Annotated in this window: 15 protein-coding genes; 14 read left to right on the plus strand and 1 reads right to left on the minus strand. The window is 55.2% G+C overall.

The genetic code is table 11. From position 1 onward, the window contains the following. Positions 1 to 89 precede the first annotated feature (89 nt). The 14 genes from AB8996_RS05405 (at position 90) to AB8996_RS05470 (ending at position 15,561) form a co-directional block, all read left to right on the plus strand. Positions 90 to 944 (plus strand): hypothetical protein, encoded by an 855-nt coding sequence (locus AB8996_RS05405; RefSeq protein ID WP_369297954.1) that lies wholly within the window; start codon positions 90 to 92, stop codon positions 942 to 944. Positions 945 to 968: 24 nt separating this feature from the next. After that, positions 969 to 1,439, plus strand: a complete 471-nt coding sequence (locus AB8996_RS05410) for an LURP-one-related/scramblase family protein (protein WP_369297955.1) — start codon at positions 969 to 971, stop codon at positions 1,437 to 1,439. Between the two features lie 128 nt (positions 1,440 to 1,567). Continuing rightward, a complete protein-coding gene (dapF, locus tag AB8996_RS05415) occupies positions 1,568 to 2,425 on the plus strand; it encodes a diaminopimelate epimerase (RefSeq protein ID WP_369297956.1) in 858 nt (285 codons plus the stop codon). Positions 2,426 to 2,447: 22 nt separating this feature from the next. Then, complete coding sequence (locus AB8996_RS05420) at positions 2,448 to 4,070, plus strand: CTP synthase (RefSeq protein WP_369297957.1); 1,623 nt, start codon at positions 2,448 to 2,450, stop codon at positions 4,068 to 4,070. 76 nt (positions 4,071 to 4,146) lie between these two features. Continuing rightward, positions 4,147 to 4,710, plus strand: a complete 564-nt coding sequence (locus tag AB8996_RS05425) for a GrpB family protein (RefSeq protein WP_369297958.1) — start codon at positions 4,147 to 4,149, stop codon at positions 4,708 to 4,710. Next, complete coding sequence (locus AB8996_RS05430) at positions 4,707 to 5,888, plus strand: LL-diaminopimelate aminotransferase (RefSeq protein ID WP_369297959.1); 1,182 nt, start codon at positions 4,707 to 4,709, stop codon at positions 5,886 to 5,888. The genes AB8996_RS05425 and AB8996_RS05430 overlap by 4 nt, the downstream gene beginning before the upstream one ends. A gap of 10 nt (positions 5,889 to 5,898) precedes the next feature. After that, a complete protein-coding gene (gene araD, locus AB8996_RS05435) occupies positions 5,899 to 6,591 on the plus strand; it encodes an L-ribulose-5-phosphate 4-epimerase (RefSeq protein WP_369297960.1) in 693 nt (230 codons plus the stop codon). Continuing rightward, positions 6,578 to 7,162, plus strand: a complete 585-nt coding sequence (locus AB8996_RS05440; protein WP_369297961.1) for a GNAT family N-acetyltransferase — start codon at positions 6,578 to 6,580, stop codon at positions 7,160 to 7,162. Before araD ends, AB8996_RS05440 begins: the two co-directional genes overlap by 14 nt. Before the next feature lie 102 nt (positions 7,163 to 7,264). Next, the gene (tig, locus tag AB8996_RS05445; protein WP_369297962.1) at positions 7,265 to 8,419 is read left to right on the plus strand and encodes a trigger factor; all 1,155 of its coding nucleotides are present in this window, start codon (positions 7,265 to 7,267) and stop codon (positions 8,417 to 8,419) included. A gap of 699 nt (positions 8,420 to 9,118) precedes the next feature. After that, positions 9,119 to 10,747 carry a ribosomal protection-like ABC-F family protein gene (gene abc-f / locus AB8996_RS05450; protein ID WP_369297963.1) on the plus strand — a complete coding sequence of 543 codons (1,629 nt, stop codon included), beginning with the start codon at positions 9,119 to 9,121 and terminating at the stop codon, positions 10,745 to 10,747. A gap of 160 nt (positions 10,748 to 10,907) precedes the next feature. Continuing rightward, positions 10,908 to 12,518 carry a beta-N-acetylhexosaminidase gene (locus tag AB8996_RS05455; protein ID WP_369297964.1) on the plus strand — a complete coding sequence of 537 codons (1,611 nt, stop codon included), beginning with the start codon at positions 10,908 to 10,910 and terminating at the stop codon, positions 12,516 to 12,518. Further along, positions 12,515 to 13,492, plus strand: a complete 978-nt coding sequence (locus AB8996_RS05460) for an asparaginase (RefSeq protein WP_369297965.1) — start codon at positions 12,515 to 12,517, stop codon at positions 13,490 to 13,492. Before AB8996_RS05455 ends, AB8996_RS05460 begins: the two co-directional genes overlap by 4 nt. A gap of 254 nt (positions 13,493 to 13,746) precedes the next feature. Further along, the gene (locus AB8996_RS05465; RefSeq protein WP_369297966.1) at positions 13,747 to 13,980 is read left to right on the plus strand and encodes a hypothetical protein; all 234 of its coding nucleotides are present in this window, start codon (positions 13,747 to 13,749) and stop codon (positions 13,978 to 13,980) included. A gap of 81 nt (positions 13,981 to 14,061) precedes the next feature. Next, a complete protein-coding gene (locus AB8996_RS05470; protein WP_369297967.1) occupies positions 14,062 to 15,561 on the plus strand; it encodes a hypothetical protein in 1,500 nt (499 codons plus the stop codon). On the opposite strand, the gene AB8996_RS05475 is transcribed toward AB8996_RS05470, so the two are convergent. Continuing rightward, positions 15,547 to 15,728: hypothetical protein (locus AB8996_RS05475; RefSeq protein ID WP_369297968.1), on the minus strand; the 182-nt coding region annotated here is incomplete at its 5' end. The two genes, AB8996_RS05470 and AB8996_RS05475, sit on opposite strands and share 15 nt — an antisense overlap.

The raw sequence follows: 15,728 nt of genomic DNA on the forward strand, positions 1-15,728 counted from the left end.
GGGCGTTTGGGCAGAAAATTTCTGATTTTGGTGAGTGGAATGGAGTGCTCTGTTGTATAATGGAAAAACCCGGAAGGAAGGTATTTTCCATGAAAAAGACTGTTTTTGTCCTGCTTGCCGCCGCTGTGCTGCTGGGAGCCGCCGGGTGCGGTCCCGATGATTTTTCCAAGCCCGGCGCGCCGGGGCAGGCTTCCGCAGGAAGCTATGCCGGTTCTGAGGCGCCGTCCCTGCCCGTGCCGGAAAGCTCCCAATCTTCTGCTTCTCACGAAGTGGAAAGCGACCCGGAGCCCACGCCGCTGCCGGAAGCGGTCGCCGAAGACGGCGGCGATTTTGACCTGCTGGAATCCAGCCCCTATTATTCCGGGCAGGAGGCGCTGCTGCAGGGAATCTGCCATGCTTCCACCCGGAAGCCGCCGGAAAGCTTCCTTTGGCTGAATGAAGACGCGGTGCGGGAAATCTGGGGGATCGAGGGGTACGTCTCCGCGGGCTGCCGGGATTTTGTGGCAAGCTTTGATTTTGACCGCGAGAGCGAGGGCGAACGGCGCGAGCATTTTTATGTTTCCATCGCCATGTTCCCCGGCGTGGATATCCCGGCGCCGGAGCATGACGGCAACCTGGAATACCGGGCGATCGAGGACTGGACCCAGCCGGAGGAGCACCCCGGCTTTGAAGTGCGGAAAGTGAGGAAGGTGTATGTCCTGCCCGCTCAGCAGGGGCAGCCGGAGGCAACCTTTCCTCCCGATATGCGCCCCGATGAAATCTGGGTGCGCTGGGAGACGGACGGGTTCCAGCTTATGGTCCGGCTGCCGGAAAGCGGGCTGGACGCTTTTTGGGAAAATGCGGAACGGCTTTTCCTGACGGTGGACGAGGCGAGCGTGGAAAAGCCTGCCTATATGAGCCAGGAGCAGGACGCTTCGGCAGTATCCGCCGCGGAAGAAAAATGAGAAAAGCGTGAAAGGAAATTTACGATGAAGCTTCTGTTTAAGCAAAGATTTTTTTCCTGGTTCGACAGCTACGATATCTATGACGAGGCGGGAAACGTGGTCTACACGGTAAAAGGGCAGCTGTCCTGGGGGCATTGCCTGAAAATCTTCGACGCCTATGGGAACGAGCTGGGAATGGTGAAGGAAAAGGTGCTGACATGGATGCCCAAGTTCGAGCTGTACCAGCAGGGGCAGTACATCGGCTGTATCAGCAAGGAGTTCAGCTTTTTTCAGCCGCGCTACCATATCGACTGCAATGGCTGGCAGGTCCAGGGCAACTGGCTGGAATGGGACTACACCGTGGCAGGCGCCATGGGGGAGACCGTGGCGGTGATCACAAAAGAGGTCTGGAACTGGACGGATACCTATGTGCTGGATATTACGGACCCTGGAAACGCCCTGCACGTGTTGATGTTCGTGCTGGCGGTCGACGCGGAAAAATGTTCCCGCAGCTGAGGGTTTTCTTTTTATTTTGTCATTGAATTTCTCTCCAAATGGGAGTATTCTAAAACGATAAGATCCTATTTTGCAGGAAGGCTCGAAAAAAGTATCTGCCGGGGAACCGGGGAAAGGGGACGTCTATCATGAACGGGAGAAAGCTCGCTTTTACAAAAATGCATGGGTGCGGCAACGACTACATCTATTTCAACTGCTTTGAAGACCCTGTCGAGAACCCGGAAGAGCTGGCAGTCCGCCTTTCCGACCGCCATAAGGGCGTGGGCGGCGACGGCGTGATCTTGATCTGCCCTTCCCACGTTGCCGACGTGCAGATGAGAATGTTCAATCTGGACGGCAGCGAGGGGAAAATGTGCGGCAACGGCATTCGCTGTGTGGCGAAATTTGCCTACGACCACAACATCGCCCGTAAGCCGAAGCTGAAAATCGAAACCAGAAGCGGTATCAAAACCTGCACGATCCGGGAAGAGGACGGAAAAGCTGTTGCCGTCACGGTGGATATGGGGAAAGCGATTTTGCGCCCCGAAGAGATCCCCGTGAAGCTGCCGGGCAAGGCGGTTATCGGCGAAAGCGTTTCCATCGGCGGCAGAGACTGGGAGATCACCTGCGTTTCCATGGGGAACCCCCATTGCGTCGTTTTTGGAGATGACCCGGACCTTCTGGAGCTGGAGCGGCTTGGTCCGAAGTTTGAGCAGGCGCCCCTGTTCCCTGAGCAGGTGAATACGGAATTTATTCAGGTGAAAAACGACCACACCCTGAAAATGCGGGTGTGGGAGCGGGGCAGCGGCGAGACCATGGCATGCGGCACCGGCGCCTGCGCGGCAGCCGTGGCTGCGGTGCTGCGGGGTTACTGCCCGAAAGGCTCGGACATTCTTGTCCATCTCCGGGGCGGCGACCTTGTGATAAACTACACCGACGACCGGGTCCTGATGACCGGGGAAGCGGTGGAGGTGTTCCGCGGCGAAATCAATTGGGAAGCAGAATAACATTTTTTGAGGGAAAAATCATATGACAAAATATATTTTCGTGACCGGCGGCGTTGTCTCCGGTCTGGGCAAGGGCATTACCGCCGCTTCTCTGGGGCGGCTTTTGAAAGCAAGAGGGCTGAAGGTGGCGGCACAGAAGCTGGACCCCTACATCAACGTGGACCCCGGCACCATGAGCCCCTATCAGCATGGGGAGGTGTACGTCACCGAGGACGGTCTGGAAACGGATCTGGACCTGGGGCACTATGAAAGGTTCATTGACGAGGATCTGAACAAATTCTCCAACCTGACCACCGGCAAGGTCTACTGGAACGTGCTGAACAAAGAGCGCCGGGGAGAATACCTGGGGGAGACGGTGCAGGTCATTCCCCATGTGACCGAGGAAATTCGGAATTTTATCTACAGCGTGGGCAGCAAAGCCAACGCCGATATCGTCATCACGGAGATCGGCGGCACGGTGGGCGATATTGAGAGCCAGCCCTTTTTGGAAGCGATCCGCCAGGTGGCGCAGGAGGTGGGACCCGAAAACGCCCTGTTTATCCATGTGACGCTGGTGCCCTACCTGAAAAGCTCCGGCGAGCACAAGTCCAAGCCCACCCAGCATTCGGTGAAGGAGCTGCAATCCATGGGGATCAAGCCCAATATCATCGTGCTGCGTACCGACGAGCCTATCACAGACGACAGCATTTTTCACAAGATCGCCCTGTTCTGCAATGTACAGCCGGACTGCGTCATCGAAAACCTGACCATTCCCGTGCTGTATGAAGCACCAATCATGCTGGAAAAAAATCACTTCTCCGATATCGTCTGCCGGGAGCTGAAGCTGGACACCCCCGCCCCGGATATGAGCGACTGGCTGACTATGGTGGAAAAGATACGCAGCCGGAAGAAGACGGTAAAGATCGCTCTGGTGGGCAAGTATGTCAAGCTGCACGACGCTTACCTTTCCGTGATGGAAGCCCTGCGCCACGCCGGCTATGACCACAGCGCCAAGGTGGAAATAGACTGGGTGGATTCCGAGACCCTGACGGAGGAGAACGTGGCGTCCCGCCTTCGGGACTGCCACGGCATGGTGATCCCCGGCGGTTTCGGTCACCGGGGCATTGAGGGCATGGTGCTGGCGGCGAAATACGCGAGAGAAAGCGGGTTGCCCTTCCTTGGCATCTGCCTGGGCATGCAGATCGCCGTCATCGAGTTCTGCCGGAACGTCTGCGGCATTGCCGACGCCAACTCCGGCGAGTTTGACGAGTACGGGCTGCACAAGGTCATTGACTTCATGCCCGACCAGAACAAGGAAATCAACAAGGGCGGCACCCTCCGGCTGGGCAGCTACCCCTGCCAGATCAAGCCCGGCACAAAGATGGCGGAATGCTACGGGCAGGAGCTGATCCACGAGCGGCACCGCCATCGGTACGAATTTAACAACGACTACCGGGAAACCGTGGAGGCGGCTGGCATGGTCCTTTCCGGCACGTCCCCGGACGGGCATATCGTGGAAACGGTGGAGCTGCCGGAGCACCCCTTCTTTGTGGCGGGGCAGTTCCACCCGGAGTTCAAGTCCCGCCCCAACCGCTCCCACCCGCTGTTCCGCGGGCTGATCGGCGCGGCGGTGGAATACATGGAAGAAAACGAATCGAAAAAATGAAAATACTCCTTGACACCCCGAAAACTTCCTGCTATACTTACCCGATTTAGCAAATCGTTTTCAAGGAGATTCGTTTATGACAGGACTGAAGCGAGGAACGGTGCGCCTGAGCCCCCACGATGCGGAATGGGCGGCACAGGCGGAAAAAGCAATCGGTGTGTTGAAAGCTGTTTTCGGCGGGAGCGCCGTGGATATCCAGCACATCGGCAGCACCGCCATTCAGGGGATTCGGGCAAAGCCCATCATCGACATCGCCGTAGGTGTTCGCAGCATGGAGGGTCTGCCCTTGGAAGCACTGGAAGCCGCGGGATTTCAGGAGCGGCACAACCGATTTTCCAGCAACCTGCTTTATGTGCTGGAAACAGAGGATATGGTGCGTACCCATCAGGTGCATATTTTGATTTATGACAGCCTGCAGTGGCACAATTATGTGGATTTTCGGGACTACATGAACGCCTTCCCGGAGAGGGCGAAGGAGTATGAAGCATTGAAGCTTCGGCTTGCAGAGGAGTGCAATAACATACAGACGGTCTATACCGACGGCAAGCACGACTATATGGAAAAGACCCTGGCTCAGGCAAGAGCCTATGCCCTTGCCCAAAAAGGGACAGGAAATCACAGAGAGGATGAGTACCGATGAAATTGAACGGAAATTTTCAAAATCTGGGGCAAAGCTACCTGTTTGTCACCATTGCAAAGAAGGTGGCGGCCTATACGGAGACGCACCCGGATAACAGGATCATTCGCATGGGCATTGGCGACGTGACCCTGCCCCTTGCCCCGGCGGTCATCGAAGCCATGCACCGGGCAACGGACGAAATGGCAAAGAAGGAGACCTTCCGGGGCTATTCCCCGGACAGCAACGGATATCCCTTCCTGCGGGAAGCCATTGCGGGCTACTATCACAGCTTCGGCGTCAGCGTGGACGCTTCCGAGGTGTTCGTAGGGGACGGCGCCAAAAGCGACGTGGGCAATATTGTGGACTTATTTGATAAGGACAACACCGTGCTGGTGCCCGACCCGGTATATCCCGTGTACGTGGACACCAACACTATTTCCGGGAGAAAAATCGTTTATCTGGACGGTACGGAGGAAAACGGCTTCCTGCCCATGCCCAAGGACGACCACCCGGTGGACCTGATCTATCTCTGCTCCCCCAACAACCCCACCGGCGCGGCATATGACCGGGAACAGCTGAAAGTATGGGTGGACTATGCTTTGAAGCAGAACGCGATTTTGCTTTACGACGCCGCCTACGAAAGCTTTATTTCCGAGGACCTGCCCCGAAGCATTTTTGAGATCCCCGGCGCGGAGAAATGCGCCATCGAGTTCTGCTCCCTGTCCAAGACAGCCGGCTTTACGGGAATGCGCTGCGGCTATACGGTCATTCGCAAGGAATTGGTGGTCAACGGCGTGCAGGTCTCCAAGCTGTGGGAACGGCGGCAGGGCTGTAAGTTCAACGGCGTCAGCTACATCACCCAGCGGGCGGCGGAAGCGGTCTTTACCCCCGAGGGGCAGAAGCAGATCAGGGAGAACTTGAACTACTATCGGCAGAATGCCAGGACCATGGCGGAAGCGCTGGAAGAGATGAACGTGAAGTTTACAGGCGGGAAAAATTCCCCCTATCTCTGGCTCAAGTGCCCGGAGGGCATGGGCAGCTGGGAATATTTCGATTTCCTCTTGAACAAGGCGGAGATCGTGGGCACCCCCGGCGAGGGCTTCGGCAAAAACGGCGAGGGCTGGTTCCGGCTGACCGCTTTTGGCGACGCGGAGAAGACCAAAGAAGCCATGGAACGCATGAAAAAGCTGCAAAAATAAGGAGCGCGCTATGCTGGAAGAATTGAAAGAAAAGGTCTGGCGGGCGAACTTGCTGCTGCCGGAGCACCGCCTTGTCACTTTCACCTGGGGAAATGTCAGCGGTGTTGACCGGGAACGGGGACTGATGGCAATTAAGCCCAGCGGAGTGGAGTATGACAGGCTCACCCCGGAGGACATGGTGCTGGTAGATATCCACACCGGGAAAAAGGTGGAAGGAAAATGGAACCCCTCCTCCGACACGCCTACCCATTGCGAGTTGTACCGCAGCTTTGGGGAGATCGGCGGCGTGGTGCACACCCACAGCAGATGGGCGACCACCTTCAGCCAGGCGGGGAGAGGGGTGCCGCCTTTGGGCACGACCCACGGGGACTATTTTTATGGGGAAATTCCCTGTACCCGGAAAATGACCCCGGAGGAGATCGCCGGGGAATACGAGCTGGAAACGGGCAAGGTCATTGTGGAGACTTTCTGTGGGAAAGCGCCCATGGATATCCCGGCGGTGCTGGTGCACAGCCACGGACCCTTTGCATGGGGCACGGACGCGGAAAACGCCGTCCACAACGCCGTGGTGCTGGAGGAGCTTTGCTTCATGGCGTGGCACGCCCTGCAGCTGGAGCCTGATCTGCCCCCCATGCAGCAGGAGCTGCTCAAAAAGCACTATCTCCGCAAGCACGGGGCAAACGCCTATTATGGACAGAAATGAACCTGTTCTGCGCCGGCTTGCCGCGGGAGAACTGACACTGCCGCTATTTTCCGATTTTGACCGCTATCAGGAGGTCAGGCAGTGCTGGCGGAAGGAGCAGGGAAAATGGGTGGTAAAGGAGATCGCCTTTCTGGAACAGTGGAGCGAGACCGATTATCGGGAGCTGTGCCAAAGCCTGCGCGATACCCTTTCCGGGAATGGCACGGTTTGGGGGCTGTTTGTGCAGGAAAAGCTCAAGGGCTTTTGCGCTGTAGAAGGAAAGCTGCTGGGCTCCCGCCATCAATATGCGGACCTTTCCCAACTGTACGTTTCTGCCGACTGCCGCGGGCATGGATTTGGCAGGCTGCTGTTCCAAAAGGCAGTGGAGACGGGAAAACGCCATCAAGCAAAAGCACTTTACATTTCTGCTCATTCCTCGGTGGAAAGCCAGGCGTTCTATCACCGCATGGGCTGTGTGGAAGCGGAGGAGGCAGATGACCGTCACGTGGCGGCAGAGCCCTGCGACTGCCAGCTGGAATACAGGATTGTAACGGAATCTTCACAGAAAGAACACGAAGCAGGTGTATGTTAAGGAAAGAGAACGCCTTACGATTTGCGGGGAACTTCCTGAAGCATCGTGCGGCGTCGCTGAGAGAATGGACCGGGCGCCGCCCGATTCCAAAGGAGGAACAACATGAAAATTCAAAATGGAAAAAAACTGGGGGCGCTGCTTTTGGCGCTGGCGCTGGCGGCAGGCTCCTTTGCGGGCTGCTCCGGCAGGCAGGGGGAGAATGCCTCCTCCGGCGCGGCTTCGGGAGGGAGCAGCGCGTCCCCTTCTTCTCAGGCAGATACGGGGAGCACCGGCAGCTATAACTACAGCGCCGGTCTTACGGAGGACGGCTATTTTGAGGGTGTTACGGCGCTGGATTATGTGACGCTGCCGGATTATAAGACCATGACCGTGCCGGAGGACGTTTCCACGGTATCTGATGCCGACGTGGAGGACGAGCTCGATTCCATGCGGGACGGCTACGCCACCACGGAGCAGGTCAAGGACCGCCCGGTGGAGGACGGCGACACGGTGAACATCGACTACGTGGGGAGCGTTGACGGAGTTGAGTTCGAGGGCGGGAATACCGGCGGAAACGGCACTACCGTCACCATCGGCGTGACCAATTATATCGACGATTTTCTGGATCAGCTCATCGGGCATATGCCCGGGGAGACTTTCGATGTGAACGTCACCTTCCCGGAGGATTACGGCAAGGAGGACTTAAACGGCAAAGACGCCGTATTCGTCACCACCATCAATTATATTGAAGACCAGACCCTGCCGGAGCTGACCGATGAGTTTGTGGTCTCCAACTGGAAAGAAAGCAACGGTTGGAGTAATGTGGCGGAAGCGAAAGCGGGGGTGAAGGAATCCCTGCGCGCTGCCGCTGTGGCAGATTACCTTTGGCAGGAGATCCAGGAGAAATCCACCGTGAAAGAGGTGCCCGACGCCCTGCGGAGCTACCATGAGGAATACATGAAGCAGTATTACACCAGCGTTGCGTCCCAGTACCAGATGACGGTGGAAGATTTCATCAGCCAGCAGTTCGGCGCGGAAAGCATGGAGGCGCTGGTAGAGCAGAACAGGAGCCAACTGGACAGCAACGCCAGGACCAGCCTGATCGCGCAGGCGCTCAGCGAGGACATGGACGTGAGACCCACCGATGATGACGTGAAGGATTATTTCCAGAAAGTTATGGGTTCTAACGATTACAGCGAAGCGGAAACCTTCTATGGAATGCCCTATCTGCGCATGCTGACCCGTGAGAATCTGGTGAAGGAAATGCTCGGCAGATAATGGGCGGAAAAAGCAGTGGCAAGTATGAGATACTTGCCTTTTGCTTCGCAAAACCATATTTTTTCATAGTCTCTAGGGTACACTGCCATCAAGGGACAAAAAAGCTTCGGTCACACCGTGACCGATTTTGCGTTGCAAAACCGCTTTTTTCAGCGGCTCAAGGGTACACTGCTCTATAAAGGTTGGTGTCCTAACATTCCTTGAATGGGCGGAAAAATATTTCACGGCAGATTAAAAAATCAGAAAAGGCGGTTTTCGTTTAGAAAATCGGCTGCGGTGCAGCCGAAGCCTTTTCCAGGAAGAAAGGCGCAGCCTTTCTTTTGCTTCGCAAAACCCTGCTTTTTCAGCGGCTCTAGGGTACACTGTTCTATGGGCGCAGGAGTTCTAAAAACCTGTGGAATGGGCGGAAAAAATGTTTCCCGCTGCAATAAGAGGGCTTGCAATCGTCAGCATGTTCTGAAAATGCTAACAACTAAAAACTAACAACTAACAACTAAAAGGGGGTGGTACAAATGGTTCTGAAGAGAAATGGGATTTACTGCTGCAGGACTGGATTCACTGTGCTCCGTACAAGCCCGATGGATGCGGAATAAGCAGGCTGATCCATTGTACGGAGCGATTCTTCGGATCGCCTTTTCCTATTCCGTGTGGTCGGGTTTGTGAAAACGGATATTTTTCACAAACAAAGGAGCAAAGACCATGATTGAAATAGGAATGAACCAAATCACAAAGAATTTTGGATTTAAGAAGATACTGAACGGCGCCTGTCTGGAGATCATGACCGGAGAGCGCGCCGCTCTGGTGGGAAGAAATGGCACGGGGAAGTCCACTATTTTGAAGCTTATCGCCGGAGAGGAGCTTCCCGATTCCGGGGAGATCAGCATTCGCCGTGGGGCGACCCTGGGTCTGCTGGAACAGATCCCTCATTTGCGGGAGCCGGGAAAAACCGTGGGACAGGTGCTGCTGGAGCCTTTCGCAGACGTTCTGGCAGAGGAACAGGAGCTGCGCCGTTTGGAAAGCCAGATGGCGACTCCGGCAGAGGATTACGACGCTTTGCTGGAACAGTACGCCAAAGCGCAGGAGCGCTACACAGCCCTGGGCGGCTACGATATGGAGGAACACACCTCCAGGGTCATTCAGGGCTTTCATTTGGCAGAGCTGCTGGACAGGGAATATAACGTCCTCAGCGGCGGGCAGAAAACCGTGGTCAATCTGGCAGCAGTGGTGCTGCGCCAGCCGGATATCCTGCTGCTGGACGAGCCCACCAATCACTTGGACGTGAAAACGCTGGAATGGTTCGAGGGCTTCCTCAGCAAGTACCGGGGCACGGTGCTGATGGTGTCCCACGACCGCTGGTTCCTGGACAAGGTCGCCACCCGCACCTTCATTTTGGAGGGCGGCGAGTGCCAGTCCTTTGCCGGGAATTACTCCTTCAGCGTAAAAGAGCAGGAGCGGTTGATGCTGCTGGAATTTGAACAGTACAAGAACCAGCAGAGGAAAATCGACGCCATGAAAGCAGCCATCAAGCGCTTCCGGGAATGGGGGGCGCTGAACAAGCAGAATCTCTCTTTTTACCGCAAGGCGAAGGAACTGGAAAAGCGGCTGGAAAAAATGGAGCTTTTGGAGCGTCCCCAATTGGAAAAGCCCAAGGTGCCCATTCAGTTCAGCGGGGCCCGCACCGGCGCGGAGGTGTTGCGGCTGGAAGATTTTTCTCTGGATTTCGGCGAGCCTGTGATCCTGCTGGAACACGCAGAGCTGCTCATCAGGGAAAAGGATAAGGTCTGTCTCATGGGCGACAACGGCACAGGGAAAACCTCCCTGCTCCGGGCGCTGTTGGGGGAAAATCCCCGCTATTCCGGGGAAATCACTCTGAATCCCGGGGTGCAGCTGGGATATATCCCGCAGGAGATACGCTTCCCCGTGGAGACGGACAGCGTGCTGGAAGCCTTTCGCCGGGAATGCCCCGGCAGCGAGGGGCAGGCGCGGAACCTGCTGGCAAAGTATTTCTTCACCGGGGAGAACGTGTTCAAGCGCGTGACCGCGCTTTCCGGCGGGGAAAAGGTGCTGCTGAAGCTGGCGATTTTGATGCAGCGCGCGGTGAATTTCCTGATCCTGGACGAGCCGACCAACCACATCGACATTGAGACCAGGGAGCTTCTGGAGGACGCCCTTCAGGAATACTCGGGAACCATGCTGTTCGTGTCCCACGACCGCTATTTCATCGAGAAGATCGCCACGCGGCTCGCCGTGCTGCGGGAGCACGCCATAGAAAGCTTTGACGGCGGCTATGGGGCGTATCAGGAGTACCGGCAGAGCAGGAATGCGTAAATCGGAAATTTGAACAAATATTTTTTGCCCGGCAGACGGCTTCCCTTGCAATCTGCCGGGCATTTTGCTATACTGGAACCAGAATATGCGGCAGCCTGCACTGCCCGCAAAGCAAAAGGCGGCGTTTTGCCGCGCAGTAGATGAAAAAGGAGTTTTTTTGATGAACCTCATTCCAAAATGCAACGGACCTGTCCGGCAGACCGGGGAACGCTGCCCTGTTCCCCTTCCCCTGACCTACCGCGGCTATTGCCCCAGCCCCCAGCTGTTCCCTTTGAAGGAGGACATCAACGGGCTGCTGTCGCTGGTGCAGGATCAGGCTTTGCCCGCCGAAGGATATTCTCTCACCATTGAACCTGCCGCCATCACCCTGGTGCATTCCGACGACCACGGCGCCTTTTACGGCTTGCAGACCCTGTTCCAGCTGTTGGAGGAGGAGAAAGGCTCCCTGCCCTGCGGCGCCTATGAGGACGCGCCCAGGTACGGCTACCGCGGCTTCATGCTGGACGTGGGCAGGCATTTCTTCCCTGTGCAGGAAGTGAAAAAGGTCATCGACCAGATGGCGCGGCTGAAGCTGAATACCCTGCATTGGCACTTGAGCGAGGATCAGGGCTTCCGTATTGAAAGCAAAAAATTCCCCAGGTTGAACGAGATCAGCTCCTGGAGAATGGAAAACGGCAAAAAGTACGGCGGCTTTTATACGCAGGACGAAATTCGCGAGGTGGTCGCCTATGCTGCGGAGCACCAGATACAGGTCATTCCTGAGATAGACCTTCCCGGTCACACCACGGCGATCGTCGCCGCGTATCCCGAGCTGAGCTGCTCCGGCGAGCCGGCAGAGGTGGTCTGCACCGCCGGGATTTTCCCCCGCATTCTTTGCGCGGGCAATGAAAAGGTCTACGAGTTCCTGTTCGAGCTGCTGGACGAGGTATGCGCCCTGTTCCCGGCGCCCTATTTCCACATCGGCGGCGACGAAGCCCCCAAGAGCGAGTGGGAAAAATGTCCCCGCTGCCAGGAGGAGATCAGGAAGCACGGGCTGAACAATGAGGAAGAGCTGCAGGCGCTGTTCACCGCCCGGCTGGCGGACCTTTTGACGACAAAGGGAAAGTCCATTATTGGCTGGAACGAGATTCTGGATTCCGGCACCATGCGCTCCGACGCCATCGCCCAGTATTGGACGCCCCAGGGCGCGGAAGCTTCCGCCAGGGAAGTGCCCAAGGGCAGGAAGTTTATTTTCTCCAACGTCAATTCCTTCTACTTTGATTACGACCACGCGCTGGTTACCCTCCGCGCCACCTATGGTTATGAGCCTTCTATCCTGCCCGGGCAGGAGATTCCCGCCGCGCAGGTGATGGGTCTGGAAGCGCCGCTGTGGACGGAATATGTGGAAACGCCGGAGCGTCTGGAAGAGATGATTTTCCCCCGTATGGCAGCCCTGGCGGAAAACGCCTGGACCCGGGAGAAGGATTTTGAAGACTTCAAGACCCGTCTCCATGCCTGGGTACCCTACTGGAAGTCTCAGAATATCAACGCCATGCCGCCGGAGGAAGCGGACTGCCACGGCATAGACAGCGCAGAGCGTGTTGCCAACGCGGTGGAAGCGCAGCTCAGGCGCTGGGGCACGGACCTGTCCGGCGACACAGCCTTCTTCCTTGAGGGCAAGGACCCTGTAGAGCTGCTCCGCGGCTTTGTTACAGGTATGGTGTCCAATACCTATACGGCGGAAGAAAAGGAAAAAGTGGTGGAGCTGCTGGTGCAGCGGCTGAAGAAATGAAGCGAATCCTGCTGATCGCCACCGGGGGGACGATCGCTTCCCAAAAAACTGTAGACGGGCTTGTGCCAGGACTTTCCCCGGAGGAGCTTTTGCGCCATGTGCCGGACGCGGCTTCTTTCTGCCAGGTGGATACCATGCAGCCCCTGAATCTGGACAGCACCAACATTCTGCCGGAGCACTGGCTACTGCTGGCAAAGAGCATGGAAGAGCGCTATGAGAAGTACGACGGCTTTGTGATCTGTCACGGCACGGACACGCTGGCATATACAGCCGCGGCGCTTTCTTATCTCATTCGTCACACAAGGAAGCCCATTGTCCTTACCGGGGCGCAGAAGCCCATCGACCAGGAGGACACCGACGCCCGGCAGAATCTGCTGGACAGCCTGCGTTATGCCTGCGACGGTGACAGCGGGGTGTGTATCGTGTTCGGCGGGCATGTCATCGCCGGGACAAGGGCGCGGAAAACCCGGACGAAAAGCTACAACGCCTTTTCCAGCATCAATTTCCCGGACCTTGCGGAGATACGCGACCAGCGGGTGGTACGGTTCATTCCCTGCGCCGAGCAGGGAGAGCCGGAATTTACCCATACCCTGAATACAAATGTGGTGCTGCTGAAGCTGATCCCCGGTCTCCCGGTGGGGGCGTTTTCCGCCGCCGGCAGGCTGTGCGACGGGCTGATTATTGAAAGCTACGGCGTGGGCGGCATTCCCGACCCTTACCTCCATGAGCTGGACGCTCTGGTGCAGGCGGGCAAGACCGTGGTCATGGCAACGCAGGTTCCTCAGGAGGGCAGCGACCTGTCCGTGTATCAGGTGGGGCACCGCTTGAAAGAGCGCTACCAGCTCTTGGAGCCCTACGACATGACGCTGGAATCCACCGTGACAAAGCTGATGTGGGTGCTGGGGCAGTCCAATGACAGAGACGAAATCCGCCGCCTGTTTTACACCCCCGTCAACTATGACCTGCTGTTCTAGCTGTACTTTGAAAAGAGAAGCTTTGTCGAATCGTGTCGAACGAAACTGCGAGAAATTTCCAGTTTTTTGTTGACATCTTTTGTATTGTTTGGTAAAATAGCTACAAGAAGAAAGTTTGCGTGAAATTTCTAAAATAAATATTTCACTGTGTCTATTTTCCAGAAATGGCACAGTACCGCGGTTTATAGTATTACAAGCTGCTTTCTTCGTTCCGACCTTCATTACAAAAAATAAAAAAGAGAGGAACGATGTACATGCAAGCAAAGAAAATCCTGTCCCTGCTGTTGGTGCTGGCGCTGGCTCTGGCGATTTTTGCCCTGCCCGCCGCCGCAGAAACCCACGACCATGACGGCTGCGCCGATTGCGCCGCCGAAAGTGTCATCATGCGCAGACCGCCGGCTGTTATGTGCCCTTATTGTGCCATTCGTTGCAATTATAATGCGGCGACGAAAATTCATACTTGCCCGGAATGTGGCTGGCACACCTAATGATATTTTAAGTTTATTCGCAAAGCACAGGTATGGTAAGCGCTTACCATACCTGTGCCGCTTTATAGGAGGTGTTTTTGATTGACCAAAAAGAAGAAACAGCACTTTTCTATATTTATGCGTATGATTTTGACGATATTTCTATTTGTTACTTTTACAGGCTGTCGGGAAAAAGAATCCAACAAGCTAAGAATACTGGTGGATCTTCGTGATGTCGATTTCGTTTCTTCTGAGCCGGAAAATCTACGCCGCGCGCTTAAATCCAAAGGAGAGCTAGACCCTGACACTTTGGAAATAGAGCTTTTACCAACGGAAGAAGCGGAGCGAACGGTGAGACTCCGTGCGTTACGGACAGAGATCATGTCCGGGGGCGGTCCCGATGTTTTTCTTATGACCTGCAATTTTTCCGGCTGGCGTTCTGGACGGGGAATTTATAGACCTAATTCAGGAGATGGGAAAGACCCGTTTGAGCAGGAAAGGCTGTTTAGCGATGTGGAAAAATGCATGGAAAACCACTTTTTCTTTCCTTTGGACAACTTCTTTGAAAAAGCGAAATATTTTGACCCGGACATGATACTTCCGGCAGTTTTGGAAGCAGGAAAGACCGACGAGGGACAAATGGTTCTGCCTATTACCTTTACGTTTCCGATTGCTGTGTACCAGAAAGATATCGTTCAGCCGCAGGGAGAACTTCCGACATCTTGGCAAGCGGCAGCTGATAGCTCCAATCGTGCCGCACAAAAGGCATATGGTGTGGCTGCATGGAACCAGTTCAGTGACATTTTTCCAAGGTTGTCTGATACCTCCGGCTGGGGGCTGACAGTTACAAAAGAAGAATTGACACAAAGAGTAAAAGAAGCGGTGAAGCTGTGCGATTTTAATCTCTTGACAATGATGGAAACAGCAGCAGATAATCTGCCCAAACTTCTTGAGTATGATGAATATATCAATTACGCAGAGAAAGTGGCGGCTTCTCCCTTCCCAGCAGAAGAATTTGGCGGCTTTCTTTCAGAACGCTCGATAGATTATTACAATATATCGTTTTGGTCTCCGGGAATTTATGATTACCGCTGGGAAACAAAAAAATGCAGCCAGATAATAGAACCAATTTATAATACAGCAGGTGGCGTGACGGCTGGTATCACCACCTATGCCAGCATTAACCGAAATACGAAACACCCGGAGGAAGCCTTTCGGGTCTTGGACACTTTATTTTGTATAGATGTTCAAAACGGACAAGGCTCTACACCGGAAGCACAATCAGATATGAAATTTCAAACCTTAGCTCTTCGCGGCAGTTACGGAATTCCATCTCGAAATGACTTGTTGAAAGATCATACCTTGGCTTTTCAGATGGAGTATAGTTCACGAATGAGCATTGTTCCCGGACCGAACGAAGAATTATTCTCCGAATACACTGCCCTGCGGAGTGAAGTGACCCACGCGCGGTTCTACGGCGCATTAGACCAGGAGCTGCAAACCATGTACGAAGCCTGTCTGGAAGCGGAAAACGACGAGGAAATTGAAAAAATCGTCTCCCAATCCTACGACACCATGCTGATGATCTTAGCGGAAAGCTAGGCAAAATATCAAATACCCAAACAGGAAAGGAAACAGCGATCGACCGTAAAAAAGGGAAGCTTTGCCAATTTGGCGAAGCTTCCCTTTTAGTGGCGCCATGAGGCGAAATAAATCCCCCGGTTTTACCGGGGGAGATAAAAAAGCGGAGCAAAAGAAATAACCACCGA

It is taken from the genome of uncultured Neglectibacter sp. (assembly GCA_937958185.1).
GTDB lineage: Bacteria > Bacillota > Clostridia > Oscillospirales > Acutalibacteraceae > Acutalibacter.

What these genes read in the sequence shown, in the direction of transcription:
- AB8996_RS05405 (WP_369297954.1), top strand. Translation starts at nt 90, where the DNA reads ATGAAAAAGACTGTTTTTGTCCTGCTTGCCGCCGCTGTGCTGCTGGGA.
- AB8996_RS05410 (WP_369297955.1), top strand. Translation starts at nt 969, where the DNA reads ATGAAGCTTCTGTTTAAGCAAAGATTTTTTTCCTGGTTCGACAGCTAC.
- dapF (WP_369297956.1), top strand. Translation starts at nt 1,568, where the DNA reads ATGAACGGGAGAAAGCTCGCTTTTACAAAAATGCATGGGTGCGGCAAC.
- AB8996_RS05420 (WP_369297957.1), top strand. Translation starts at nt 2,448, where the DNA reads ATGACAAAATATATTTTCGTGACCGGCGGCGTTGTCTCCGGTCTGGGC.
- AB8996_RS05425 (WP_369297958.1), top strand. Translation starts at nt 4,147, where the DNA reads ATGACAGGACTGAAGCGAGGAACGGTGCGCCTGAGCCCCCACGATGCG.
- AB8996_RS05430 (WP_369297959.1), top strand. Translation starts at nt 4,707, where the DNA reads ATGAAATTGAACGGAAATTTTCAAAATCTGGGGCAAAGCTACCTGTTT.
- araD (WP_369297960.1), top strand. Translation starts at nt 5,899, where the DNA reads ATGCTGGAAGAATTGAAAGAAAAGGTCTGGCGGGCGAACTTGCTGCTG.
- AB8996_RS05440 (WP_369297961.1), top strand. Translation starts at nt 6,578, where the DNA reads ATGGACAGAAATGAACCTGTTCTGCGCCGGCTTGCCGCGGGAGAACTG.
- tig (WP_369297962.1), top strand. Translation starts at nt 7,265, where the DNA reads ATGAAAATTCAAAATGGAAAAAAACTGGGGGCGCTGCTTTTGGCGCTG.
- abc-f (WP_369297963.1), top strand. Translation starts at nt 9,119, where the DNA reads ATGATTGAAATAGGAATGAACCAAATCACAAAGAATTTTGGATTTAAG.
- AB8996_RS05455 (WP_369297964.1), top strand. Translation starts at nt 10,908, where the DNA reads ATGAACCTCATTCCAAAATGCAACGGACCTGTCCGGCAGACCGGGGAA.
- AB8996_RS05460 (WP_369297965.1), top strand. Translation starts at nt 12,515, where the DNA reads ATGAAGCGAATCCTGCTGATCGCCACCGGGGGGACGATCGCTTCCCAA.
- AB8996_RS05465 (WP_369297966.1), top strand. Translation starts at nt 13,747, where the DNA reads ATGCAAGCAAAGAAAATCCTGTCCCTGCTGTTGGTGCTGGCGCTGGCT.